Below are 23,014 nucleotides of genomic sequence, written 5' to 3'. Positions count from 1 at the left end.
ATCAGTCCCTTAGCGATCAGCGAAAATGTGTTCTGAAACGATCAATGCACAGGCGAAATCCGTCCTCGAAGTTGCCGTTTCCAGGGTGATAGACACTTTCGAATGAAACAACACCCTCATAAGCATCCGCTCGCAATGCATCCGCCAGAGGCTGAAACTGATCGGCCAGCTGGCCTTCGCCCATTTGCTTGACGGTCAGTGTCGCACGTGGCGTGTCGACCTGAACATCCTTGATATGAACATGTCCAAGGTAACCATCTTTAACTTCGTCATACCCGGCGGGGAAGGCCTGCTCGTGACACCAGCAATTGTTGGCCGGGTCCCAAAGCACCAACAGCGTGTCCTTGGCGTCCAGATCATCGATCAGCTTTCGCGCGGTGTAGTTCGAATTCACCATGGTGCCATTGCCTGTTTCAACAACCAATGTGATGCCGGCGTCCCTGGCGACATCGATGGCTGGCGCGATCAGGGGCAACATCGCATCCCAGGCACCCTTGGCAACGTTCCACTTCTCGGCGCCGCCAAAGCCCCAGAGGATCTGTTCCTTTTTCGGGGTCATGATGCGCACCAGCGGGCTGTTGACCACATGCGCCATATCGATCACGCGCTTCAAAGCGTCCATATGTTTAGTGTGCAATTCATCGCCCGGCTTATTTGCCCCGGTCATTCCTGCAAAGATATGGCGCGACAGACACGATACAGGCTTTCCCCGGTCGCGAAGCAGCAGGTCAATTTCCCTGATCTCATCCGCCGAATGGTCCCCGACCTCTGTGTCACCAACGAATTGCAGTTCGGCATATTCCAGGTCAAATTCATCCATCACATCGACGGTGTGTTTCAGGTCTCGGCTGATTCCGTCACAGATGACGCCAAGTTTCATGTCTTTGTCCTTTCTCAACGATGCAGCTCAGCGCCGGTTAAATATTCAATAACATGGTTGCAGGCCCTGTTGTCACGCTTGGGGCTTTCTGCGTGGCTCGTATGGATGTCCTGCACGACCGCCGAGGTTGGTCGTCCCAGAAACTTGCGATTTGGAGTTATGACTTTCAACGCGGCTGCAAATGATCCCGATGTGGTGTTGCGAACCAGCTAATCCGAGTTGATCGCCGGACTCAAAGCCGAGGCAGGTCCCCCTGTTCCTACAAGATCATTGCCAGATCAAAGTGTCGACGCAAGGAAAAGAAACCGAACCGCTTCAACTATTGTGGGTTCCGTTATTCCCGCCTGATTCCGGAATTGTACTCAAAACAGGCACATTAGCCACGCTGGCAGGCAAAGATTCCATAAGTGAAGCGTTTCATTTTGGAGAGAATCGCCTTGGGGTAGTATGTTTGGGAGGTTGTTAAAGAGTATTGTGAGTTTGTGAATGTATATGTCGAAATTCGACGATCGAAATGACGTCGCAAGTGATAGCCGAAAAACCGAATTCGCGCGGAAGTATCCTTTGTTGGATGATGCCTCTGTTCACGCACAGTGGAAAAATGGCAGCTGGCAGATCACGCGTATAGGGGATATCTGGAGCAGGACCGGCAAGGTGCTCTCTGTTCGTTTCGAAGGCGCTGACGCCTACCCATCGTTTCAGTTTTCCGAAGATGGGACGCCGCTCCCCTTGATGGAAAAAGTGTTGAGCGCTCTGCCGTGTGAAATGTCGCCGTGGCAATGTGCATTCTGGGTGACCTCTCCCAAAAAAGAGCTAGATGGAGAATCCCCGGTTAGTTGCATTCAAACGGGTGATGCCCGCGTGATAGATTTGGCAGGCCGGGCTGGCGCAATCTTTAACAACTAAGAGCGGTCGAGCCCAGGTCGGGGTACCAACGGGCCGCGCGCAGGTCGCGAACTTCCGGCAGGGGTGGCATAATCGTGGGCGCACTATCGTGTTTTGACTGCGAGTGCTTTTGACGCTGAAGGTTGGGCCGTTTGCTCTCAACCTCACTATTCAAGTGCATTTTCCGACGATCACTGCATCCCGATCACGCCAAGGCCCTGACCATGGCGCGAAACAGAGGCCCCGGCAATAGCCCTTGCAATACGTAGAGGCACCGAAATTTCAACGTCTGGACCCGATGCACACGAACTGGCTTATAGGTCGACAGCATATGGGCAACTTCGGTTGCTACGCCTTCGGGACCCATGTCGATCCCGTGTTTTCGAGCGACCTTCTGCATCGCTTCGGCCTCGATCAGGGGAGTCTTCACGACCGGCGGCCAGATTGCCTGAACCGCAATGCCGTGCTCTTCCCATTCCAGGCTTAGTGCTTCGGTAAGGTGTCGCACAAATCCCTTGGTGGAACTGTAGACGGCCACATTGGGGGCCCCATAGATTGCCGAGACTGAACAGGTGTTGATCAGATGCGTCGGGCCTTGCGTCTTTTGCAGATGCGGGAACGCTAGATAGGCCCCGTTGACCACCCCTTTGATGTTTACCTCAATTTGACTGTGGTGATCTGCCAGCGGCGCTTCGGCGAAAGCTCCGCCGCGCAGAATGCCCGCATTGTTGCAGACCGCATGGAGCGCGCCGGTCTGCGTGGTGATGTGATCAAACGCGCCACGCAGGGCACTTGCATCGGTGACATCTGCGGCGATCGTTATCACCTGCCCACCCGTCACGGTTTCTGCGGCCGCTTGCAGGGCCTCTTCACTCAGGTCGATCATGCCGATAGACCAACCTTCGCGCGCCATGCGCTGCGCGATGGCCAACCCGATACCAGAAGCCGCACCGGTGATTGCGATTGTCTTTGTCATCTTGTCCCCTCTTTGCAGCGATCAGTGGCCCGAAGCGCCAAGTTTAAAATCCGACATGTCAGGTTTTTTGGTGCGCCGGAAATACTCACGCGAGAGGCCGGGCCAGTTGGTAGTGATCCGCTCGCCATCCATGTAATAGCTGCGCCCGATCCGCGCCCACTGGCTTTTGGCCAGACGCTGCTGGATCTCGTCGTCGTAGCGCTGCGCGGCATCGGGTGTCACTTCAATCGTGCTGTGACCAGCTGCCTTGATCAGCTGTGTGATAAAGCCGATCTGCGACTCGATCTTTGTCAGCATCGATGTATGGCCCGAATTCGTGTTCGGCCCGTAGATGACATGCAGGTTGGGGTAGTTCGGGATCGAGATACCCAGATAAGCCCGCGCTCCGCCGTTGTCCCAGACATCGCGCAGCATAGTGCCATCGCGTCCTTTGATGTCGATCGCCTACAGGAAGGGATTGCACTGGAACCCGGTGCCCAAAATAACCGCATCATGGGCATGTTCGGTCCCGTCAACGGTCTTGATCCCCTTTTTGGTAAAGCTGTCGATTCCATCGGTCACAAGCTCGACATTGTCGCGGGTCAAGGCGGGATAATATTGGTCCGAAATCAGCAGGCGCTGCGCGCCTGGCGGATATTTTGGGCGGAGCGCCTCGCGCAGCTTTGGATCAGCCACGGTTTTCTTCAGGTGTTTATCCAGCATATGCTGAATAAGGGTCTCATGCAGTTTCGAGCCCTTCATTACCGGATAGACTTTGAATTCGTTTTCCGCCCAAAGCCCGAAGCGATAAAGCTTTTGCAACGGGGGGATTGATCGCATCAGCGCTTTGAACCCCTTGCCATAGTCTTTGTTGCCCTTGGGCAGAACCCAGTTGGCGGTACGCTGATAGACGGTCAGTTTGCCCGCCTGCTTGGCCACTTCGGGGATGAACTGCAGCGCGCTGGCGGCATTGCCGATAACCGCCACGGACTTGCCCTTGAGGTCAACATCATGACGCCATTCCGCAGAATGGAAGATCGGGCGGTCGAACTGGTCCTGCCCCGGCGTGTTCAGGCGGTTGGGGAAGTGCAGCAACCCTACCGAGCAAACCACGTGGCGACACCGATAGGTTTCATCCCCATTGCCTTGGGTGGTTACGGTCCACAGCCCGCTGGCGGCATCGAAACTGGCTGACGTCACCGCGCAACCAAGCCGCATATGAGGGATGACGCCGAACTTTTCGGCACAGTCGCGGGTGTATTCAAGGATTTCCTTCTGACCGGACCATTTGCGGCTCCAGGTCGGCGCCTTGCCGAAGGAATAGCAATAGAGATGTGATGGCACATCGCATTCGGCCCCGGGGTAGGTGTTGTGCATCCAGGTGCCGCCCAGCTCTTTGGCTTTGTCGAGAATAACGAAATTCTCAATCCCAGCCTCTTTGAGCTTGTAGCCCATGCCGATGCCGCCAAAGCCTGCACCGATGATCAAACAGTCGACCTGTTTCATGTCTCCTCCTTCCGTTTTGTGTGATTGTTCAGGGGGCAAACCTGCGCCGGTGATATGTGCCGATATAGGCCGAGATATATGCCCGGACCGCCCGCTTGCCTTCTTCGGCCAGCTCATCAGTAATGCACCCGTGCCGGATAAAGGAAATGGCCCAGATGGAATCGTTCAGCGCTGCTGCTAATGAAAATTTATCTAGTATTTTGTGGGTGTCCGGGATCTCGAAATAACGCGACATGGTTGCCAGCACTTCGCGCGCGCCCTCTTGCTGGGCCTGGATGGCCAATCTTCGAACTTCGCTGCTTTGGCTTGGGCCGTAGAATATCTTCAGCGCCGCAGGGTGGGTCTCATAGATCCCGCGTGCAAGGTCAATTTTTGCTCCGACCAAGTCCCATATGTCGTCAAAACCGCGATCGCTCTCTTGTGGTCCCAGCCGGTCTGTAAACTTTTCAACATAGCGTTCTGCCAATGCGGCGACAGCCCCATCGGGGCTGGAAAAGAAGTGATAGGCCGAGGCTGTTGGCACGTCGGCCAGCTTTGCCAGATCCTTGAGGCTGATAGCGGCCTCAGCGCGCAGAGGCAAGTTCTGCTCGAGGACATCCAGCAGCTTTTCATAGGTCTGCCGACCATTGGCGCGCGTTGGTTTCCTATAGATTCGCTGTGGCGCATCGGTGCGCTCAGGTGATTTGGCTTCAAGCATATCGGCCTCTGGGTTTTCCCTCTTATTAAAAAGTATTCTATTATGACCTGCCGTGTAAAGTGGTGTGACCAAACGTCAAATTGGGGGCTTCACGCGAAACTCGGGAGGGTCAGCCTCCAAGACGGATCAAAATGCGGCCTAACTCTTGTGTATTTGGCCCAAGCCGTTTGGAGCTATGATCGCGAGACAGGGACCCAAAAGGGGCAATCCGGCGATCAATGCGCTGTCGCAAGAGATGTGCCGTAGGCTTCGGGCACGGCCGTCGCCTTCTGCTGAGCCAAGGCCGATAACGGTGATTTCGGAAATACGAACGTCGCGGCTGGATTGAGATCGAGTACGAGGGGCACAAGGATTGGCAACATGTCTTGACCCTTTGCAGTGCCTTCTCTGTCATAGCACCCGCCGCTGCGGTTGTTTTTGGCCATGAGGCCTGCGGCCAGGTCACGAACAGTCAACAACACAGGAAATTCTTGCATTGAACTCCCCTGTGTGAAAACCGAGAGCGGTTTATTCTGCGGTAGGGGCTTGTTCAATCAGTCGCATGAAAATAAGCCAAACCGAACACGTCTTTCACGGCCAGATAAGACGATGCAACAAAGTCTCAGGAGAGCATAATGAAGACGATTTTAACAACCGCAGCGCTAGCCTTATTCATCACATCCGCGGCGCATGCCGAAGAAACCGTCTATGTTTACAACTGGGCGGACTATATCGATGAATCCCTGCTGGAAAAATTTACGACCGAGACAGGGATCAAAGTCGTCTATGACAATTTCGACTCTACCGATATGCTCGAGACCAAAATGCTCGCGGGCAACTCTGGCTATGACGTTGTGTTCCCATCGGGGTCTATATTTCAACGTCTGATTGCCGCTGGAGCGTTTCAACCTCTCAACAAGGATATGCTTCCGAACGCGGTCCATTTGTGGAGCGCAATCGAGCAACGCACCGAAGATTTCGACCCGGAAAACAACTACTCAATCAACTATATGTGGGGATCGACAGGCATTGCTGTGAATGTCGGAAAGGTTCGTGAGGCCCTTGGGGACGACATGCCTTTGGACACTATGGAGTTGCTGTTCAACCCGGAATACGCGTCCAAACTGGCGGATTGTGGCATAAACTTTCTGGACGCGTCATCCGAGATTGTCCCGGCCGCGTTGACCTATATCGGCGAGGATCCGAATTCCCAGGACCCCGATGTGATCGCCAAAGCAGAGCCGGTACTTGAAGCGGTACGGCCGTTTGTCAGGAAATTCAGTTCGTCGGGGTACATCACGGGCCTGGCAACAGGTGACATCTGTGTTTCGATGGCATGGTCAGGTGACGGGCTGCAAGCGCGCGAACGGGCGGCACAGGCGGGCAATGGTGTCGAGATTCAGTACCACGCGTTCCGCGAGGGCTCTGGTATGTGGTTTGATCAGATTGCGGTTCCCGCAGATGCGCCAAACCCGGATGCCGCCCATGAGTTCATCAATTTCCTGATGGAGCCGGAAAACGCAGCCGCAATCTCAAACTTTGTTTGGTACGCAAACGGCAATCTGGGGTCACAAGAATTTTTGAAGTCCGAGATTCTGAATGATCCCGGTCTTTACCCTTCTGAAGAGGGGATGAAGAACCTCTATATGAAAAACACTTGGGATGCCGAAACGCAGCGTCTTGTTACACGCATGTGGACGCGGGTTAAGTCCGGTCTGTAGTTCGCTTTTCCAGGAAAGTGCGCCTGTGCCGGGCACGCAGAGAGCCCGGCATGTGCAATTTGTCGGAACTGGAAAGACCACAAGTTTTGCGCGGATCGAAGTCAACGCTCTGATTCACAACGAACTTTCAGATAGGCCTCATCCATACGCCAGAGCTCAGCAGTGTTGACCCTCCGTTTGCGCTGTAGCAGTCAAACCATCTGTTGGATCAAGTTGCACAGAGGTGCGACACACCGGCCTGAGTTTGCGACAGGGCCCTTTTTTGCACCCTGCCAGAGCGAATAACAAACGTTGCACTAAAATCCCAAGATTGTGTGAAATTATACCTCACGGCGATCCTTACTCTCTTCAATATGCCAGATCCGCTGAGCTCGACAGACGCCTTAATCGTCGCGAAGGTGCTTCCTGACAGTTGGATCAATCCTTGTGCTTTGGGCTGAGTAGATGCCGCACGCGGCAATAGCCTCGCGTGCGGTAACTCGTTCGTGCAAGCGTTTCCAGATGGTCTTTGCCGCATAGGGGTGAGGGTAGGGCCGCCAGGCTACTCCCATTGTCATTCCCCGCAGATACTTCAGCTGCTGACGGTGTGCGGAATACAGGATTGTGTTGGCGACGCTGCCTTCGCGCGCGAGCTCGTGTTCGGTTACGAAAATCCTGTTTCCACGCATTGTCACCAATCCAGCGTAGCGCGAAATCTGGTGTGTGCTGTTGTCCGGCGAGGTGGCAATTTCGCGCGAGCGGATCGTGATCAGCCCGTCAACTTCCTGAATTCGGATCAATGAACAGAATATCTTTCCTTCCCATGACGGTGTGCAGAAATAGGAATGATAGAAGCCTATGTAACGCCTCAGGTTTTTCTGTTGCTCCCGAAAAGGGTCCAGAAACGCATCCGTCGGCGTCGTTCCAGTTTGTGGCAGAACGCCCTTGAGCATTCTTTCGAAGCTTGTTGTGTCGGCGAATAACTCAGCTTCTGTCAGGTCGAAATGACGCGCGATCCGGCGCATGTTGTGGGCGGAGGGTAAGCTGGAACCCTTCAAGTAGCGATTGAATTGCTGTCTGTTGACACCGATGTCACGACAAATCTGCGAAATATTACCGTGTTCTGCGCATAGTGACCGCAGGTTGATAGAAAAATACTCTGACACAAACAAAACCTTTCGCGTTTTGAAGCTATATAACGACAAATAGCGTCAACTCGCACAAGTTCGCACAATTTGATTTATCTGCATATCGGTTTCTTCTTCGGTATCAGCCCGCAACAGACAAGTTCGCAAATGCCAATTGAAACCATCGAAAACACATGGATCACTCTCGCCGATGGGCGACGGCTTGCTGCACGCATTTGGTTGCCAGAAACGGGTCCCGCCCCCGCGATTCTGGAATACTTGCCGTACCGCAAGCGCGACGGAACGGCGCCGAGAGATGAAACGACACACACAGTGTTTGCTGAGGCGGGATATGCCTGCATCCGGGTCGACATAGCGGGCACCGGGGACAGCGAAGGCCAATTCGACGATGAGTATTCAGAGCAGGAACTGCGTGATGGTGAGGCGGTCATAGCCTGGATTGCCGCGCAGGATTGGTGCGACGGTCACGTCGGGATGATCGGTATTTCGTGGGGCGGGTTCAACGGCTTGCAACTGGCCTTTCGACAACCACCCGCGCTGAAAGCCGTCGTCAGCGTCGCCTCAACCGTGGATCGCTATGCGGATGATATCCATTTTATGGGTGGATGCCTGCTGAGTGACAATGTGAACTGGGGCAGTCAGATGTTTGCCTATCTGACCCGCCCGGCTGATCCGGATCTTCGTGCAGATTGGCGACAGGATTGGCTGGAGCGACTGCAAAATACACCATTTTCTGCCGCGGATTGGTTGCGTCACCAGACCCGTGATCCCTATTGGAAGCATGGCTCAATTTGCGAGGATTGGTCTGCGATTCAAACGCCTGTCCTGGCGATTACGGGCTGGGCGGATGCCTACGTTAACGCACCTCCGGCTTTGGCTGCGAACCTAGCGGTTCCGACAAAGGCTGTCATCGGGCCGTGGGAACATCGCTATCCTCATATCTCGAAACTTGATCCAGCAGATTTTCACTCTGAAGTCATCGGCTGGTTTGACCGCTGGCTGAAAGGGCAACAGAACGGCGCAGAGGATTTGCCTGCGTACCGGGCATACATGCAGGAACACTTTAATCCGACGCCACAAAACGGTCCTCGGAAAGGTCGTTGGATTGCAGAATCTAGGTGGCCATCACCTAACGTGCTGGATCAGGTCTGGCATCTGGCACCCGGCGGGTTTTCGCAAAACCCAGGCCCTGGTTCAGTTGGGATCACGTCTCCTTGCCATGTTGGTATGGAAAGCGGGTATTTCTGCGCGGGCATGCGGATCGATAACGAACTTGCCGGGGATCAGGCAAATGATGATGACCTGTCTGCTTGTTTTGACAGCGCGCCGTTGCAAGACCCGCTAGAGCTGCTGGGTCGCGCTAAGCTGAAGTTTCAGTTTTCAGTGGATCAACCGGCGGCCCAGCTTGTCGCGCGACTATGCGATGTTTCCCCCGAAGGTGTTTCACAACGTATCAGCTATCGGTCGCTGAACCTGTGCCACTACCGCAGTCACGAAACGCCCGAAGCCCTGCAGCCCGGTGAGAATTATGAGGCTGAGATTACTCTGAACGAATGTGCACACCGGTTGCGCGAAGGCCATGTGTTGCGATTGGCGCTGTCGACGTCTTATTGGCCGATTGTCTGGCCATCGCCACGGCCCTCCAAAGTGACTTTGCACTTGCAGGATTGTGCGATCCATCTGCCAGTGCGTGAAGCCACAAAGGAAATTCAAGCTTCTGAGCCTGGTCCCGCACAAGTCTATCCGGTTCTTGCAGCTGAGCAATTGCGCGCACCCTCAGCGCTTTCCGAACGTACCGTGGCTGAAGACGGCCGCGTTCTTCTGAAGACTTATGATGATTATGGCAAAACGCGTGATCCTTATCATGACCTGATTGTCGGCAGTGACGTGCACATGCACTACGGCATCCACCCCGACGACCCGGCCACTGCGCAATTCGAGACCGCCTGGAGTTTCACATTCGAGCGAGGGGACTGGCAAGTCGCCATCTCAACCGAATGCCGCATGAATTGCGATGCGCAGAATTTCTACCTTTACCGCAAACTGCGCGCCACGGAAGGCGCAGATGAAACCGAAGTTCTGACAAAGGAATGGTCCAAAACCGTTCCGCGAGGGCTTCTCTGACTTGATCCAAGGGAGGATATTATGAAGATCGAATGGACAAAGGCCGATGTAGGTCGCCGGAGTTTTCTGAAAGGCGCAACCGCGCTTGGGGCCGCCACGGCGCTTCCGATGGGATGGGCGAACCGCGCATTTGCCGCAGAGGATGGCGTATTGCGCGTGCGTGCCTATGGCGATGCGCAGAACATGGACCCGGCGCATTCCGTTGGGGTTGTTGAGGAAGAGGTTCATGCCTCGATCTACAACAAGCTGATCCAGTACAAACCGGGCGAGGAATGGGGTTGGCAGATGGATGCCGCCACGATGATCGAGCAGGTCGATCCGACCCATATCAAATTCGCTTTGCGTGACGATATCGGCTTTACCAACGGTTTCGGCGCCATGACCGCCGAGGATGTGAAATTCAGCATGGAACGGATCGTGGACGACGCGACCGACAGCCCGAACAAACCCGACCTGGGGCCGTTCAGCCATGTTGATGTGACCGGTGAGCGCGAAGGCACAATCGTTCTGAACAGCCCGTTCGCGCCGATCTGGTCGATTGCGCTGCCCTATATTACCGGCAACATCGTCTCGAAAGCCGCGGTCGAAGCCGCCGGTGGCCGCATCGGGGCTGATCCGGTTGCGGAATCCGGCCCGTATCTGCGGGACAGCTGGTCGCCCAAGGAAAAGACCGTCCTCAAGCGCAACCCCGATTGGAAAGGGGATGCACCCGCCTGGGACACGGTCGAGATCTATCCGATCGACGATGAAAACACCGCCGAGATTGCCTTCGAGGCCGGTGAATTGGACGTCACCCGCGTGTCGCTGGGCTCGGTCGAACGGTATCGCGCCGGGGTTCCTAATGGTGGGTCGCTGGTTGAGAAACCTTCGCTCTACTATGTCTGGATGGGCATGAACGTCGAGCATCCGAAGCTGCAAAATCAGAAACTGCGGCAGGCGATTCAACATGCGGTGGATGTGCCCAGCATTCTAGAGGCCGCCTATTTTGGTGCTGCGGAACCGGCGACCGGTATCATTGCACCGGGCCTTGCAGGCCATCGGCCGTCATCGCTTGTGCCCCCTGCGGCGAACTTTGAAAAAGCCGCTCAGCTGCTCGCGGAATCCGGTGAAACCAATGTCACGCTGACGCTTGATACGTTGAACAAGACGACCTTCACGACAACGGCTCAGATCATTCAGGCAACGCTGGCACAGATCGGGATCACGGTTGAGGTTAACGTTCTGGAATCCGGTGCGTTCTGGGCGTCGGGCGACAATGAGAACCTGCAGCTTGTTCTGAACCGTTTCTCGATGACCCCGGACCCTTATTATGCGACCTCGTGGTTCACACCCGAGCAGATCGGAAAATGGAATTGGGAACGCTTTAACAGCGCCGAGTTCAACGAGATCCATGAAACCGCAGCAGGTGAAACGGATGTTGCCAAACGGGCAGAGATGTATCAACGCGCTCAGGATCTGATGGAAGAAAGCGGTGCCTACCGTTTCATCACCCATGAAGCGACGCCGGTTGTCCACAGCGCAAGGGTTACTCCCGCCCTGCGGCCGGATGGCCTGTCCCTGTTCCGTTACTTCGGCAAGGCGACCTGACCCCCGGGGTCGACCGGGTGCGGCGGGCATGTAACGCCCGCCGTACCAAAAACACCGCCATCAAGCCACAAGGAGCCAGTTGGCCATGCTGAAATTCGCAACCCGTCGCTTCGGGCTGTCGCTGCTGATCCTATTCGTGGCGGTCACCGTCATGTTCCTGATGATCCGCGCAGTGCCAGGCGATCCGGTCCAGATCATGCTGGGTCCGCGCGCCACGCCCGAGCTTCAGGCCCAACTCACCGCCGCTTTGGGGCTTGATCAACCGATCTGGAAACAGCTTTTGATCTTTTACGGAAATCTTCTACAGGGTGACCTTGGAACCGATGTGTTTTCGGGCCGCGCTGTGACGGACATCGTGTTTCAGCAATTGCCGTACACTCTGGAACTGATTTTTGCGTCGATCCTGTGGTCTGCCACACTGGGCATCGCACTTGGTGCCTACGCTGCCGCGCATCCCAATACGCTGATTGACCGGATCGCCGCCGCGATATCTGTCAGCTTCGTTGCCGCCCCGGCTTTTGTCGTCGCGCTATTGGCGCTTTTGGTGTTTGCCGTGCATCTGCAATGGTTTCCTGCCATCGGCGCAGGCGACGGATTCCTTGACCGGCTCGACCACCTGGTTCTGCCCGCTTTTGCCATCGGCCTCAGCTGGGTAGGCTATATTGCCCGGCTGGTGCGGGCCTCGATGCTTGAGGTGATGGGCGAAAGCCATGTGCGTACGGCCCGGGCCTTTGGCATCGCCGAGCGTCGCGTGGTCATGGTGTACGCGCTGCGTATCGCCATTCTGCCCGTCGTCACCGTGATCGGTGTCGGGATGGGCTTTCTGCTCAGCTCGGCCGTTTTTGCCGAAATCGTCTTTGCCCGGCCGGGTCTGGGTAAACTGGTGATCGATAGCATTACGACCCGAAACTACCCGATTGTTATGGGCTCAGTTCTCATATCAACGGCGCTGTTTGTGGTGTCGACCGCATTGGCAGATCTGATCAATGCGTTGCTCGACCCACGCGCACGCACGTCTCATTGAGGAGGGGGCGTTATGGAAAAATCACGTTCCGAACTCGGGCAGATCATCGTCGGTGTTGCCCGTGACCCGCTTGGGCTTATGGGGCTGATCATCGTTGGTGTGATCGTTTTCTGCGCAATCTTCGCCTATTGGATCGTGCCCTACGATCCGATCGCGATGGATATCAAATCCCGCATGCAAGGACCGTCCACCGCGCATCTGCTGGGCACTGACCAACTGGGTCGTGATACGTTTTCACGGGTTATCGCCGGTGGTCAGGTCGCGCTGAAGGTGGCGTTGCCTGCTGTTTTTGGTGCGATGGCGATTGGTCTGACCCTGGGCATGATCGCCGGGTACGGGCCGAAATGGCTCGATAACCTTCTGATGCTGTTTTTCGATACCATTCGGTCCTTTCCAACTGTGATGTTCGCGCTGGCCGTTGTGGCCCTGATCGGACCCAGCCTGCAAACAGTTGTGTTTGTCGTCATGGCGACCTCGATCCCGACCTATGGCCGGGTGGCCCGGACACAGACGCTGACGCTGCGCAATTCCGAGTTCATCCTGGCCGAACGGTCGATGGGGGCCAGCATGGCGCGCATTCTGGGCGTGCATATGTTGCCCAACATCATTGGCGTTCTGGCGGTGCTGGCGGCGATGGATATTCCCACGGTTATCGCACTGGAGGCAGGTCTGTCGTTCTTGGGTTTGGGTGTGAAGCCCCCAACACCCAGCTGGGGTGCTTTGCTGAAGGATGGGTATTCCCTGATCCGCCAAACCCCCTGGCTGGTCGTTGGCGGAGGCCTTCCGATCATCCTGGCAACGCTTGGGTTTACGTTCCTGGGTGAAAGCCTGCGCGATGTGGTTGACCCGAAACTGAGGAAACAGCGATGACCGATACACTTCTGGAAATCGACAACCTCAGCGTCGATTACGAAACAGGCCGCGGCGATCTCCAGGCCTTGAGGGACATCACCTTCAACGTCAACAAGGGCGAAATCGTTGGCATCGTCGGGGAATCCGGTTGCGGCAAATCCACGTTGATTTCATCCATCCTGCGTTTGACCGCTCCCAATACGCGGTTCCGCGAGGGTGAAATTAGATTCAAGGGGCAGGATTTGTTGCAGGTGTCCGAACGGCACATGCGTGATCTGCGTGGGGCTGATATATCCATTGTCTTTCAGGACCCGATGCAAACGCATAATCCGGTCCTGACCATCGGGCAACAGATGCTGGATATTCAACATCGCTCCAAACAATCAAAGGCGGACAAACGGGCGCATGCGACCAAGATGCTGGGCGCAGTTGGTATTCCCGATCCCGAAGCGCGCCTAAAGCAGTATCCGCATGAATTCTCTGGCGGGATGCGCCAACGGATCGCCATCGCGATGGCGTTGATGTCCGAACCTGATCTTTTGATCGCGGATGAGCCGACCACCGCGCTGGATGCCACGCTTGAGGTGCAGATCATCGAGCGCCTGCAAGAACTGCAGCGCGAGTTTCACTGTGCCATCCTGTTCATCTCGCACCATCTGGGCGTGATCGCGGAACTCTGCGACCGGGTGGTTGTGATGTATGCTGGCGCGGTTGTCGAAAGCGGTGACGTGCGTGAAATTTTTCACGATCCCAAACACCCTTACACACGCCGTCTGATCGAGTGCGACCCGGGTCACCTGAAGGAACGCGCTCGCGTTTTGCCGACCATTCCCGGTGAAGTGCCCGATCTGGCCAACCTGCCGGGTGGCTGCATATTCCGCGATCGTTGTGATCAAGCCTTGGCGCGCTGCGCAACCGAAGTGCCGCCACTGGATCAGTTGAAAGAAGGCCATCACGCAGCCTGCTGGTTGAATCATGAGGAGGCCACATCATGAGTTTGCTGAACGTTGTGGACCTGAACACCAGCTACGGTGCAGTTAATGTGCTGGCGGGTGTCAGCTTTTCCGTGGAACCTGGCGAAACCTACGCCCTGGTGGGTGAAAGTGGTTCTGGTAAAACGACGGTAATTCGCGCCATTGCCGGTCTTGCACCCGCTCAGGAAGGATCGGTCACTTTTGAGGGCCAGGAAATCCGGGGCGCACCGGAAAAGGTCATGCGTCCGCTGCGTAAAGACATGGCGATGATGTTTCAGGACCCGGTCGGAAGCCTCTCGCCACGCCTGACCATCCGCAGCCTGATCACTGAACCCTATCGCATTCAGGGCATGAAAGACCGCGATCTGGATACCGAGGCCAAGCGCCTGTTGGAAATGGTCAACTTGCCTACGCATTTTGCGGATCGCTATCCATACCAGTTGTCAGGCGGGCAAGCGCGGCGTGTCGGTGTGGCGCGTGCATTGGCGCTGGAACCCAAACTGATCCTTGCGGATGAGCCAACTGCTGGTCTTGATGTGTCGGTACAGGGAGAGTTGCTGAACCTGCTCAACGATCTGCGCGAAAGGCTGGGTCTGGCGATGGTGATCATCACCCACAATCTCAGCGTCGTGCGCCATGTGGCCGATAGAATGGGCATACTGTATCTGGGCCGTTTGGTCGAAGAAGGTACCACCGAGACGATCTTTAATGAGCCACGCCACCCCTATACCCGCTGCCTGCTGAGCGCCAACCCAGAGCCCGACCCGGATGCGCGGTTGGACCGGATAGCCCTCAAGGGCGAGCCCCCAAGCCTGCTCATGCGCCCTTCTGGCTGTGAGTTCCGCGAACGTTGTCCTTTTTCCAAAGAAATCTGCACCCAGACCCCGGAATGGGAAGTGAACGGTGGCCACGGGCTGCGTTGTCTGGCCCCGTTGTCGTAATAGGAACCCAGATGCCAAGCACCCTCTATTTCAACGGCACAATCCTGACCATGGATGCGCAGAACTCCTCGCCCGAGGCTGTTCTGACCGAAGGGAACAGAATTCAGGCAGTTGGTGCCGAGGCTGATCTGCGTGCACGCATGCCTGCGGATGCTCAGGAACGCGATTTGCAGGGCTGCACTCTGATGCCTGCCTTTATCGATCCGCATGGGCATTTTCCGGATCCCGGGTTCATCCGGCTATTCCGGGTTGATCTGTCCTCTCCGCCCTTAGGTGATTGCAGGCAAATGGCTCAGGCGCTGGACCGACTTCGAGAGAAGGTTCGCGCAACGCCCGAGGGTGAATGGGTCATGGGGGTTTTGTTCGACAACACGTCAATTCTCGAAGGCCGTATGCCCACAAGGGCCGAGTTGGACGATGTATCACGCGGTCATCCAATCTGGGTTATTCATGCATCGGGGCACAACGGCGTGGCCAATTCCGCTGCCCTTGAGAAGCGCGGGGTGAACAGTCACACACCTGACCCGGATGGTGGCCGCTTTGGCCGTGATCCCAAAACCGGAGCCCTGACAGGATTGATCGAGGGGCTATCGGCCATGGGTGAGATGGGCGACACGGATTTCCTGATCGACCGCGAAAGGTTTTGGCAGGGGTTTGACGCGTGTCGCGACGAGTACCTGATCCACGGTGTGACGTATGCCCAAAACGCCTGGGCGTCACAAAACATGTTAGATCATTTCGCCAGCCTGCCCGTAGACCAGGACCCGGGAATTGACATAGAGCTCTTGCCGGTCGGAAGTCTGGAGCCTGAGTTAAGCAAGAACTGGATCAGCACGAACTGGCCGGGTAACCCGCATTTTACACTGGGCCCACGCAAACTGTTCACAGATGGGGCCTTTCAGTTGCAGACTGCCTATCTGTCTGCCCCGTATTTCAAACCGGCCAATTTGGATCACCCTTACGGGATGATTTACACCTCACAAGAGCAGATGGATGCCGACGTCAGCAAGCTCCACCGCATGGATTTGCAGATACATTGCCACTGTAATGGCGATGCGGGTGCGGAGATGTTCATCGATGCGGTCGAAAAAGTGCTTCAGGCTTACCCCCGCGAAGACCATCGCCATACCATCATCCATGGCCAGGCCTTGCGGGACGATCAACTAGCACGTATGGCCCAGCTTGGTCTCACTGTCAGTTTCTTTCCTGCTCACATCCATTATTGGGGAGATCGCCATTACGACACCTTTCTGGGGCCTGAGCGGTCCGAGCGGATATCGCCCGCAGCCTCAGCGGAACGGTTTGGCGTGCGATACACGATCCACAATGACGCTTCGGTCACGCCAACGCGTCCGATCCATCTGGCCCATTGCGCGGTAAATCGAAAATCCGTTTCAGGTCGCTTGCTTGGCGAAGATCAGAAAATCAGCGTTCTTTCAGCTTTGCGCGCTCAGACCATCGATGCTGCATGGCAGGTGTTCAAAGAGGATCAGCGCGGATCAATCGAACCGGGCAAAGTTGCTGACTTCGTCGTCCTTTCACGCAATCCACTAAACGCCCCAGAGCATCTGCCCGATACGCGGGTGCTTGAAACAATTCGCAACGGCCAAAGTGTTTTTGCCGCAACGCCTGCTGAACAAGAAATCGAGCACACGCAATGACGAGCAAGCGTATTGTGATCGCGGGGATTCAGCATGAAACCAACTGCTATGGCGTGACAAAGGCCGGTTTGAACGAATTTGAGATGGCTGATTCCTGGCCAGGCATGTTGCACGGTGCGCAAGTTATCTTGGAAACCGAGGGTATGAACCTGCCGGTCGCAGGCTTTGCCGCGGCTGCTTTGGCGGCGGGGTTTGAAGTCGTGCCTGTACTGTGGTGCTCTGCTGAGCCGTCCGCCCATGTAACCGATCATGCGTTTGAAACGATTTGCGGGATGGTATTGAACGGAATTCGGGATGCGGGTCACATCGACGGCGTTTATCTTGATCTCCACGGGGCAATGGTCACCGAAAGCCTTCCCGACGGTGAAGGTGAGATTTTGCACCGCCTGCGTGAAATCGTGGGTCCCAGGGTTCCGGTGGTGGCAAGTTTGGACCTGCACGCAAATGTCTCTGCGCAGATGGTCGAACACGCGGACTACCTGTCGATTTTTCGTACGTACCCTCATTTGGATATGGCAGAAACGGGCGCGCGATGCGTTCCTGTCCTGCAGCGTTTGTTGGCGGGCGAGACACTATACAAAGCGTTTCGGGCGGTGCCTTACCTCATTCCCCTGCACGCGCAACACACCGGTTCTCCGCCCTTTGACGAAATCTGTCAAATGCCAGCAAGCTTGGAGCAGCGGGAAATTCTGGCAGAGATCGCTCTTGGATTTACGGCGGCGGATTTTCCCGACACAGGCCCGTCCTGTGTTGCCTACGCAGCGACCGCGGACAAAGCCGTCGCTGCCACTGAAGAGATCGTCAACGTGTTTATGGCTCGGGAAGCTGATCTTGATTGCTCGATGTTGTCACTGGAAGCAGCTGTGTTGACCAATCACCCAAGTCAAAAAAAACCGATCGTATTGGCAGATGTCCAGGACAACGCAGGTGCGGGCGGGACGTCAGACACCACCGGGTTGCTGTCGGCACTGATTGAGGGTGGAGCCAAGAGTGTTTTGATGGGTCTGTTCCATGATCCGGAGAGTGCAAATCAAGCCCATGCGGCAGGTGAAGGCGCGCTGGTCCAACTTGCCATTGGTGCAAAGTCCAATTTGGCTGGGCACGTTCCGGTTAAAGCAGAGTTTGAAGTTCTGGCTTTGGGTGACGGAACCTGCCGCTATACCGGAGAGATGTATGGCGGCGGTGTCGCAACGCTCGGCAAGACGGCTGCTCTGCGTTTGGTTGGCCAAGAGGCCGAGATTGACTTGGTTGTCACAAGTATACGCAACCAATGTCTGGATCGTGCGCATTTCACGCATATCGGTTTAAATCCGACGGCTTATTCGTTGATTTGCGTCAAAAGCACCACACATTTTCGGGCAGATTTCGAACCAATCGCAGGCAGCGTTTTTGCGGTCTCTTCGCCAGGTGTCTTTATCTGCGACCTGGAAAAAATCCCTTACGCTTGTCTCACCAGAAGGCTGCCGGTCACGCGCGGAACTGCTTCTGAAATACGTAATGTTAAAGAAGCAAAAAGAACGAAGGTTCCCATTCTGTAGTTTGGCCCAGTTTTAGTTTCAAACATATCTGGCTTGAACCGAATGGCAGGTCTTACCAATTTATTCACGTGACTGGATCGGTCGATCTGCTGGCCTTGAAAATTTCGGCCAATACATCGCGCCTGAAGCGGTTCTGCTTTCCTGGCTAGATCATTGCTTGGGCAGACTGGACGTACGCCGCTTCGCACGCAGCACCGCAGATGTTGAAGACCTGTAGCTAGTGCGCAGCATGAGGATGTGTCGCAAACTTTTGGAACGGCTAGAGTCAGCGCCAGATTGGGCAAACCTGTACCGTGATCACGGTGTTTAGCCGAATGCCTGACGTCAAAGTGTTGGGGGATTGCTGCCTTCGGATCATGTTGACGACCTCGATTCCGTCCAATGTAACCGAGGCGGATCTGAGTGATTTGAACCCACACATGTGTCGAATTCGTCGTCTAACAAACCGATGATCCTGCTCGATCATGGTGTCTAGATTCTTGGATTTGATCTTGTGCATCTTGGTTCGGCAACCAAATCGCTCCAGAGCATTGTTTACCTCTCGAATGCGGGCTGCATTGGAACCACCCTTGTCGAGCACGATCTTGCAAGGTCTGCTATCCGAAGACAGCGCTTTAGGGTCACGACCCATTGATTTCCATTGAGCGGTGACATGTTTGATCTTTACTGGTTGAGCGACGCACAGATGGCGCGTCTTGAACCCTGTTTTCCAAAGTCCCACGGCAAGCCGCGTCGATGATCGATGCGTTCTGAGCGGGATTATATTCATTAGTCGCAATAGCTTGCGTAGGCGTGATGCGCCCAAGGAATACGGCCCATATAAGACGCTGTACAACCGGTGGAAGCGCTGGAGCGACAAGGGCATTTTGCCCAGATGATGGTCGGGTTGGTGGCTCGTCATGGCGAAGAGAAAACCGTGATGATTGACGCCACATATCTGAAAGCGCACCGAACGGCGACCAGTATGGGCGTGAGAAGGGCGGCGCGGTCTGGTCGATTTCGGACGGGTCGACGCAATGATTGCGCGGATTGGCGACTGGGCATTACTGAGCAGTCTTCCAAACGTCGACTGGTTGCTTGGGGATCGTGGCTATGACGCTGACTGGTCCAGAGAAGCGTTGAAAGACAAAGGGATACGCCCCTGCATCCCGGGTCGCAAGCAGCGCAAGGTAACCGTCAAGTACGACAAGCGCCGCTACAAACGCAGAAATCGTATCGAGATCATGATCGGCAGGCTCAAGGATTGGAGACGCGTCGCGACACGTTACGATCGCTGCCCAAAGGTATTCCTCTCCGCAGTCACTCTCGCAGCAATCGTAATCTATTGGTTGTGAGTCCTGACACTAGACAAATCCGATTGCCCGTATGAACCTGTGCTCAATCAGAAAATGGGAGACATTTGGATGAAACTGATTTCTGGCACAGCTCTGGCTTTGTTTTTCTCAACAACCTCGGTGCTCGCCGCAGGGGATGGGACTTGCGCCAAGGGCAAAACCCTGACTGAGGGCACCCTGACTATCGCAACAGGCAACCCGGCCTATTACCCTTGGGTGATGAACGATGCGCCTGAAAGCGGTGAGGGGTTCGAAGCTGCTGTTGCCTATGCCATTGCTGATAAAATGGGTTTTAGCCAAGACAAAGTCACTTGGGTTCGCACAAGTTTTGACGAGGCGATTCAGCCAGGCGCGAAGAACTTTGACATCAACATGCAACAATACTCAATTACTCCCGAACGAGAGGAAATGGTCGATTTCAGCCTGCCTTACTACACTTCTGCAATGGCGGTTCTGACCACCCAGAATGTTGTCGATTCCGGGGCTGAAGCGACGCTTGATGGCTTGAAGGCATTGAAATGGGGGGCGGTGGCGACAACCACGGCGATACCCATGCTCAGCGACGTGATTCAGCCTTCAGATGCACCGCTGCTCTATAACGACAACGCAGATGTTAATGCTGCCATAATGGCAGGCCAGATTGATGCGGCACTTTATGATCTGCCCACAGCGCTCTATCTGTCAGCGGTGGTCGTGGAAAACGGTGCGTTGTTGGGTCAGTTTCCACCGGGTCAGTCGGAAAGCCCGGACCAGTTCGGCATTTTGATGGAGGACGGCAAGTTGCTGAAAGAATGCGTCGACGCGGCCATTTCGGAGTTGACCGAAAGCGGAGAGCTTGCAGCCATTGAAGCCCAGTGGTTGTCCAAGGCTACGGGTGTACCGGTTATCGAATAAATGAGCGAAACACCGTTGCGAAACAACCCGGTCGAACACCCAGCCTCAACGCCCACGCGCCGCGAGGTTTACGAGGCAGGGGTCCGGCGGCGTTCTAACCGTATCGCGCTGATCTCCACGGTCAGCGTGCTTCTTGCTATCGTCGTCCTCGTACCGCTTGCCCCCGGTTGGGAAGCCGTCCAGCGTGCTTTTTTCAACGGGAGGGTTTTCGCAGCAACGTTTCCCGGACTGCTCGAGGCCTTTTTTCTGAATGTGATGATTTTTGCATGGTCCGCGCCGCTTATCGCGATCTCAGGCCTGGCCATTGCGCTGTGTCGGGACACGCGCGCACCCGCACTCTTTCCTCTTCGGCTTTTTGGGATTGCCTACACAGACATCTTCCGCGGCCTGCCAGTGGTTCTTGTCATCTATATCGTCGGCTTCGGCATACCAGGGCTTGGCCTGCCCCGGCCGTGGAATAGCCCATATATCTGGGGTACCTTGGCGTTGGTTCTTGTTTACTCGGCTTATGTGGCTGAAGTGATCCGCTCCGGCATCGACTCGATCCACCAATCGCAGCGATCCGCTGCAGCCTCGCTGGGGCTTAGCGATCAGGACACCATGCGCTTTGTGGTATTGCCACAAGCCATTCGCAATGTGGTTCCTGCCAATATGAACCTCTTCATCGCTTTGCAGAAGGACGTGGCGCTTTTGTCTTTCATAGGCCCGGTGGAGATTTTCCGCCAAGCTGGTGTCTACAAGTCGCTTTATGCCAATTTCACACCTTACGTAGGCGCAGCGCTCATCTTTTTGGCGCTCACCATACCCGCCACACGATATGCGGATTACTTGATGAACAAGCAGAACAGGGCGCGTTCGTGATGGCGAAGTTATCCTTGCGAAGGGTCCGGAAGCGGTTCGGTGAACACGAGGTATGCAAAGGCATTGATCTCGACGTGGCCGAGGGCGAGATGGTCTGTTTAATCGGGGCGTCAGGTTCTGGAAAATCCACGCTCCTGCGGTGCATGAACCTGCTGGAACCCATAGATGATGGAGTGATTTGGCTGGACGGGACAGACATTTCCGAGCCGGGACTAGACCCCCAGCCCGTACGCCAACAGATCGGCATTGTATTCCAGAGCTACAACCTCTTTCCCCACATGACTGCCGCAGAAAATGTGATGCTCGCTCCGCGTCGCGTGCGGAGACTGAGCAGAGAAGAGCTGCGCCCACGCGTTGCAAAGTTGTTCTCCCGATTTGGGCTGGGCGACCGGATGGAGCATTACCCGGATCAGCTCTCGGGCGGTCAGCAACAGCGCGTGGCGATAATCCGAGCGTTGGCGATGGAACCGCAAATCATGCTGTTTGACGAGATCACGAGCGCACTGGATCCTGAACTCGTAGGCGAGGTGCTGGACGTTCTTCGCGACCTGCGAAAGCAGGGAATGACTATGGTCCTTGCCACCCACGAGATGGGATTTGCCCGGGAACTGGCGGACAAGATATGTTTCCTTGATGCGGGCCGTATCTTGGAACAAGGCCCGCCTGACGTGCTGTTCGCCTCACCGCGCGAACCGCGTACCAAGGCCTTTCTTTCACGTGTACTTTGACGCCGCGTTTGGCCATTCTGTGCGGCGTTGAAGGCCGAGCCATGAGTTTATCCTTGGATCGCGGATATTTCGGCGTTCAAATCCAACGCCGTAGTCTATTTGACATCGCCTACATCGCCGGCGTCCGCCTGGTTCGCGATCTGCGAGTTCAAGTGGTGTTTTCACGTTATCCGTTCTTCGGTTGCTGATGCCCAGATTTGGACGTAGGTCACATCGATGAAACTATCTTCAGTCAGCTGCAATCATCGCTGATTTCCTCCTCAGTTCATTGCTCACGCAGTGTGGCTGTACGTTCTCTTCAATTTGAGTTTCCGCGAAGGTGAAGAGAAGTTGCTGTAACATGGGGTTCGCGCTCCGCTTTGACCTTGGTCGCGTCAATCGACAGATGCAGCGGTCTTGATCCGCCTCAATAACCGTCATCCCGCGCCCAGCACAGCATAAGGCTTCGCAGCAGCTGTTTTGCAGCCTGGTTATCCCGTTTAGGTTAGAGGGCCTCGTCCAGAACGACGCCCTGCTGATCAAGCCCGCCAAAGCCAATACTTGCGCCCAGAGATGGCCATAACGACAAAATCGAAATGCCAAATATCGCCTGGACAGTGCTGAAGTCGTCGCAGGTTTCAGGCGACCTGCGGTTCGAACTTGATGTACCCAATCGTGGCTTGTATCGACCCATCCAACTCAAATCAAATGAGGCCACGAATCCAATGCTGAGTCTTGTTTGTTGCATTTGTGCAATTGTAGAAACG

21 protein-coding genes and 1 pseudogene are annotated in these 23,014 nt (G+C 55.5%); 14 read left to right on the top strand and 8 right to left on the bottom strand.

The annotated features are described in order from the left end of the window. Window positions 1-16: 16 nt before the first annotated feature. Entirely contained in the window at window positions 17-880 is an 864-nt protein-coding gene (locus RUM8411_RS21020) for a sugar phosphate isomerase/epimerase family protein (protein ID WP_085824691.1), read from the bottom strand. A 486-nt stretch (window positions 881-1,366) separates the two neighbouring features. On the opposite strand from RUM8411_RS21020, the gene RUM8411_RS21015 reads away from it, so the two are divergent. After that, window positions 1,367-1,786 carry a hypothetical protein gene (locus RUM8411_RS21015; RefSeq protein ID WP_085824690.1) on the top strand — a complete coding sequence of 140 codons (420 nt, stop codon included), beginning with the start codon at window positions 1,367-1,369 and terminating at the stop codon, window positions 1,784-1,786. A gap of 184 nt (window positions 1,787-1,970) precedes the next feature. On the opposite strand, the gene RUM8411_RS21010 is transcribed toward RUM8411_RS21015, so the two are convergent. The 5 genes from RUM8411_RS21010 to RUM8411_RS20990 form a co-directional block, all read right to left on the bottom strand. Further along, complete coding sequence (locus RUM8411_RS21010; protein WP_085824689.1) at window positions 1,971-2,741, bottom strand: SDR family NAD(P)-dependent oxidoreductase; 771 nt, start codon at window positions 2,739-2,741, stop codon at window positions 1,971-1,973. 21 nt (window positions 2,742-2,762) lie between these two features. Continuing rightward, on the bottom strand, window positions 2,763-3,155 hold the full coding sequence (locus tag RUM8411_RS21005) for a hypothetical protein (protein WP_085824688.1): 393 nt from the start codon (window positions 3,153-3,155) through the stop codon (window positions 2,763-2,765). Between the two features lie 30 nt (window positions 3,156-3,185). Continuing rightward, entirely contained in the window at window positions 3,186-4,226 is a 1,041-nt protein-coding gene (locus RUM8411_RS21000) for a flavin-containing monooxygenase (protein WP_159453935.1), read from the bottom strand. Window positions 4,227-4,254: 28 nt separating this feature from the next. Further along, on the bottom strand, window positions 4,255-4,923 hold the full coding sequence (locus RUM8411_RS20995; protein WP_085824686.1) for a TetR/AcrR family transcriptional regulator: 669 nt from the start codon (window positions 4,921-4,923) through the stop codon (window positions 4,255-4,257). 215 nt (window positions 4,924-5,138) lie between these two features. Then, a complete protein-coding gene (locus RUM8411_RS20990) occupies window positions 5,139-5,399 on the bottom strand; it encodes a hypothetical protein (RefSeq protein WP_085824685.1) in 261 nt (86 codons plus the stop codon). 138 nt (window positions 5,400-5,537) lie between these two features. Between RUM8411_RS20990 and RUM8411_RS20985 the strand changes: the two genes are divergently transcribed. Further along, window positions 5,538-6,623 (top strand): polyamine ABC transporter substrate-binding protein, encoded by a 1,086-nt coding sequence (locus RUM8411_RS20985; RefSeq protein WP_085824684.1) that lies wholly within the window; start codon window positions 5,538-5,540, stop codon window positions 6,621-6,623. A 383-nt stretch (window positions 6,624-7,006) separates the two neighbouring features. Here the strand turns inward: RUM8411_RS20985 and RUM8411_RS20980 are convergent, their stop codons facing one another. Beyond that, window positions 7,007-7,768 (bottom strand): helix-turn-helix transcriptional regulator, encoded by a 762-nt coding sequence (locus RUM8411_RS20980; protein ID WP_085824704.1) that lies wholly within the window; start codon window positions 7,766-7,768, stop codon window positions 7,007-7,009. Between the two features lie 129 nt (window positions 7,769-7,897). On the opposite strand from RUM8411_RS20980, the gene RUM8411_RS20975 reads away from it, so the two are divergent. From RUM8411_RS20975 to RUM8411_RS20940, 8 genes are all read left to right on the top strand, one after another. Beyond that, window positions 7,898-9,874, top strand: coding sequence for a CocE/NonD family hydrolase (locus tag RUM8411_RS20975; protein WP_085824703.1), 1,977 nt, complete (start codon window positions 7,898-7,900; stop codon window positions 9,872-9,874). Window positions 9,875-9,895: 21 nt separating this feature from the next. Continuing rightward, window positions 9,896-11,461, top strand: coding sequence for an ABC transporter substrate-binding protein (locus RUM8411_RS20970; protein ID WP_085824683.1), 1,566 nt, complete (start codon window positions 9,896-9,898; stop codon window positions 11,459-11,461). An 85-nt stretch (window positions 11,462-11,546) separates the two neighbouring features. After that, window positions 11,547-12,485, top strand: coding sequence for an ABC transporter permease (locus RUM8411_RS20965; protein ID WP_085824682.1), 939 nt, complete (start codon window positions 11,547-11,549; stop codon window positions 12,483-12,485). Between the two features lie 12 nt (window positions 12,486-12,497). Continuing rightward, window positions 12,498-13,355 carry an ABC transporter permease gene (locus tag RUM8411_RS20960; RefSeq protein WP_085824681.1) on the top strand — a complete coding sequence of 286 codons (858 nt, stop codon included), beginning with the start codon at window positions 12,498-12,500 and terminating at the stop codon, window positions 13,353-13,355. Beyond that, on the top strand, window positions 13,352-14,332 hold the full coding sequence (locus RUM8411_RS20955) for an ABC transporter ATP-binding protein (protein ID WP_085824680.1): 981 nt from the start codon (window positions 13,352-13,354) through the stop codon (window positions 14,330-14,332). The genes RUM8411_RS20960 and RUM8411_RS20955 overlap by 4 nt, the downstream gene beginning before the upstream one ends. Then, complete coding sequence (locus RUM8411_RS20950) at window positions 14,329-15,252, top strand: oligopeptide/dipeptide ABC transporter ATP-binding protein (protein WP_085824679.1); 924 nt, start codon at window positions 14,329-14,331, stop codon at window positions 15,250-15,252. Before RUM8411_RS20955 ends, RUM8411_RS20950 begins: the two co-directional genes overlap by 4 nt. 11 nt (window positions 15,253-15,263) lie before the next feature. Further along, complete coding sequence (locus RUM8411_RS20945) at window positions 15,264-16,913, top strand: amidohydrolase (protein ID WP_085824678.1); 1,650 nt, start codon at window positions 15,264-15,266, stop codon at window positions 16,911-16,913. After that, complete coding sequence (locus tag RUM8411_RS20940; protein WP_085824677.1) at window positions 16,910-18,451, top strand: M81 family metallopeptidase; 1,542 nt, start codon at window positions 16,910-16,912, stop codon at window positions 18,449-18,451. The genes RUM8411_RS20945 and RUM8411_RS20940 overlap by 4 nt, the downstream gene beginning before the upstream one ends. 265 nt (window positions 18,452-18,716) lie before the next feature. Here RUM8411_RS20940 and RUM8411_RS23280 read toward each other — a convergent pair whose 3' ends face one another. Continuing rightward, window positions 18,717-19,082, bottom strand: a complete 366-nt coding sequence (locus RUM8411_RS23280; protein WP_085824676.1) for a DDE-type integrase/transposase/recombinase — start codon at window positions 19,080-19,082, stop codon at window positions 18,717-18,719. Between the two features lie 21 nt (window positions 19,083-19,103). Between RUM8411_RS23280 and RUM8411_RS20930 the strand changes: the two are divergent. The 4 genes and pseudogenes from RUM8411_RS20930 to RUM8411_RS20915 all read left to right on the top strand — a co-directional run bounded on the left by RUM8411_RS20930 (window position 19,104) and on the right by RUM8411_RS20915 (window position 22,268). Next, window positions 19,104-19,785 (top strand): annotated as a pseudogene (locus tag RUM8411_RS20930) (transposase). Window positions 19,786-19,854: 69 nt separating this feature from the next. Then, window positions 19,855-20,679, top strand: coding sequence for an ABC transporter substrate-binding protein (locus RUM8411_RS20925; RefSeq protein ID WP_085824675.1), 825 nt, complete (start codon window positions 19,855-19,857; stop codon window positions 20,677-20,679). Beyond that, the gene (locus RUM8411_RS20920) at window positions 20,680-21,540 is read left to right on the top strand and encodes an amino acid ABC transporter permease (protein ID WP_085824674.1); all 861 of its coding nucleotides are present in this window, start codon (window positions 20,680-20,682) and stop codon (window positions 21,538-21,540) included. Then, window positions 21,540-22,268 carry an amino acid ABC transporter ATP-binding protein gene (locus RUM8411_RS20915; protein ID WP_085824673.1) on the top strand — a complete coding sequence of 243 codons (729 nt, stop codon included), beginning with the start codon at window positions 21,540-21,542 and terminating at the stop codon, window positions 22,266-22,268. Before RUM8411_RS20920 ends, RUM8411_RS20915 begins: the two co-directional genes overlap by 1 nt. Window positions 22,269-23,014 lie beyond the last annotated feature (746 nt).

This window comes from Ruegeria meonggei (assembly GCF_900172215.1).
In the GTDB taxonomy this organism is placed as follows: Bacteria; Pseudomonadota; Alphaproteobacteria; order Rhodobacterales; family Rhodobacteraceae; genus Ruegeria; species Ruegeria meonggei.
Note: the sequence above shows the minus strand (reverse complement) of the source record. Positions and strands in the feature narration are given on the sequence as shown.

What these genes read in the sequence shown, in the direction of transcription:
- RUM8411_RS20995 (WP_085824686.1), bottom strand. Translation starts at nt 4,923, where the DNA reads ATGCTTGAAGCCAAATCACCTGAGCGCACCGATGCGCCACAGCGAATC.
- RUM8411_RS20925 (WP_085824675.1), top strand. Translation starts at nt 19,855, where the DNA reads ATGAAACTGATTTCTGGCACAGCTCTGGCTTTGTTTTTCTCAACAACC.
- RUM8411_RS20975 (WP_085824703.1), top strand. Translation starts at nt 7,898, where the DNA reads ATGCCAATTGAAACCATCGAAAACACATGGATCACTCTCGCCGATGGG.
- RUM8411_RS21020 (WP_085824691.1), bottom strand. Translation starts at nt 880, where the DNA reads ATGAAACTTGGCGTCATCTGTGACGGAATCAGCCGAGACCTGAAACAC.
- RUM8411_RS20985 (WP_085824684.1), top strand. Translation starts at nt 5,538, where the DNA reads ATGAAGACGATTTTAACAACCGCAGCGCTAGCCTTATTCATCACATCC.
- RUM8411_RS21015 (WP_085824690.1), top strand. Translation starts at nt 1,367, where the DNA reads ATGTATATGTCGAAATTCGACGATCGAAATGACGTCGCAAGTGATAGC.
- RUM8411_RS20960 (WP_085824681.1), top strand. Translation starts at nt 12,498, where the DNA reads ATGGAAAAATCACGTTCCGAACTCGGGCAGATCATCGTCGGTGTTGCC.
- RUM8411_RS20940 (WP_085824677.1), top strand. Translation starts at nt 16,910, where the DNA reads ATGACGAGCAAGCGTATTGTGATCGCGGGGATTCAGCATGAAACCAAC.
- RUM8411_RS20915 (WP_085824673.1), top strand. Translation starts at nt 21,540, where the DNA reads ATGGCGAAGTTATCCTTGCGAAGGGTCCGGAAGCGGTTCGGTGAACAC.
- RUM8411_RS20945 (WP_085824678.1), top strand. Translation starts at nt 15,264, where the DNA reads ATGCCAAGCACCCTCTATTTCAACGGCACAATCCTGACCATGGATGCG.
- RUM8411_RS21010 (WP_085824689.1), bottom strand. Translation starts at nt 2,741, where the DNA reads ATGACAAAGACAATCGCAATCACCGGTGCGGCTTCTGGTATCGGGTTG.
- RUM8411_RS21005 (WP_085824688.1), bottom strand. Translation starts at nt 3,155, where the DNA reads ATGCTGCGCGATGTCTGGGACAACGGCGGAGCGCGGGCTTATCTGGGT.
- RUM8411_RS20950 (WP_085824679.1), top strand. Translation starts at nt 14,329, where the DNA reads ATGAGTTTGCTGAACGTTGTGGACCTGAACACCAGCTACGGTGCAGTT.
- RUM8411_RS20990 (WP_085824685.1), bottom strand. Translation starts at nt 5,399, where the DNA reads ATGCAAGAATTTCCTGTGTTGTTGACTGTTCGTGACCTGGCCGCAGGC.
- RUM8411_RS21000 (WP_159453935.1), bottom strand. Translation starts at nt 4,226, where the DNA reads ATGAAACAGGTCGACTGTTTGATCATCGGTGCAGGCTTTGGCGGCATC.
- RUM8411_RS20965 (WP_085824682.1), top strand. Translation starts at nt 11,547, where the DNA reads ATGCTGAAATTCGCAACCCGTCGCTTCGGGCTGTCGCTGCTGATCCTA.
- RUM8411_RS20955 (WP_085824680.1), top strand. Translation starts at nt 13,352, where the DNA reads ATGACCGATACACTTCTGGAAATCGACAACCTCAGCGTCGATTACGAA.
- RUM8411_RS20970 (WP_085824683.1), top strand. Translation starts at nt 9,896, where the DNA reads ATGAAGATCGAATGGACAAAGGCCGATGTAGGTCGCCGGAGTTTTCTG.
- RUM8411_RS23280 (WP_085824676.1), bottom strand. Translation starts at nt 19,082, where the DNA reads ATGGGTCGTGACCCTAAAGCGCTGTCTTCGGATAGCAGACCTTGCAAG.
- RUM8411_RS20920 (WP_085824674.1), top strand. Translation starts at nt 20,680, where the DNA reads ATGAGCGAAACACCGTTGCGAAACAACCCGGTCGAACACCCAGCCTCA.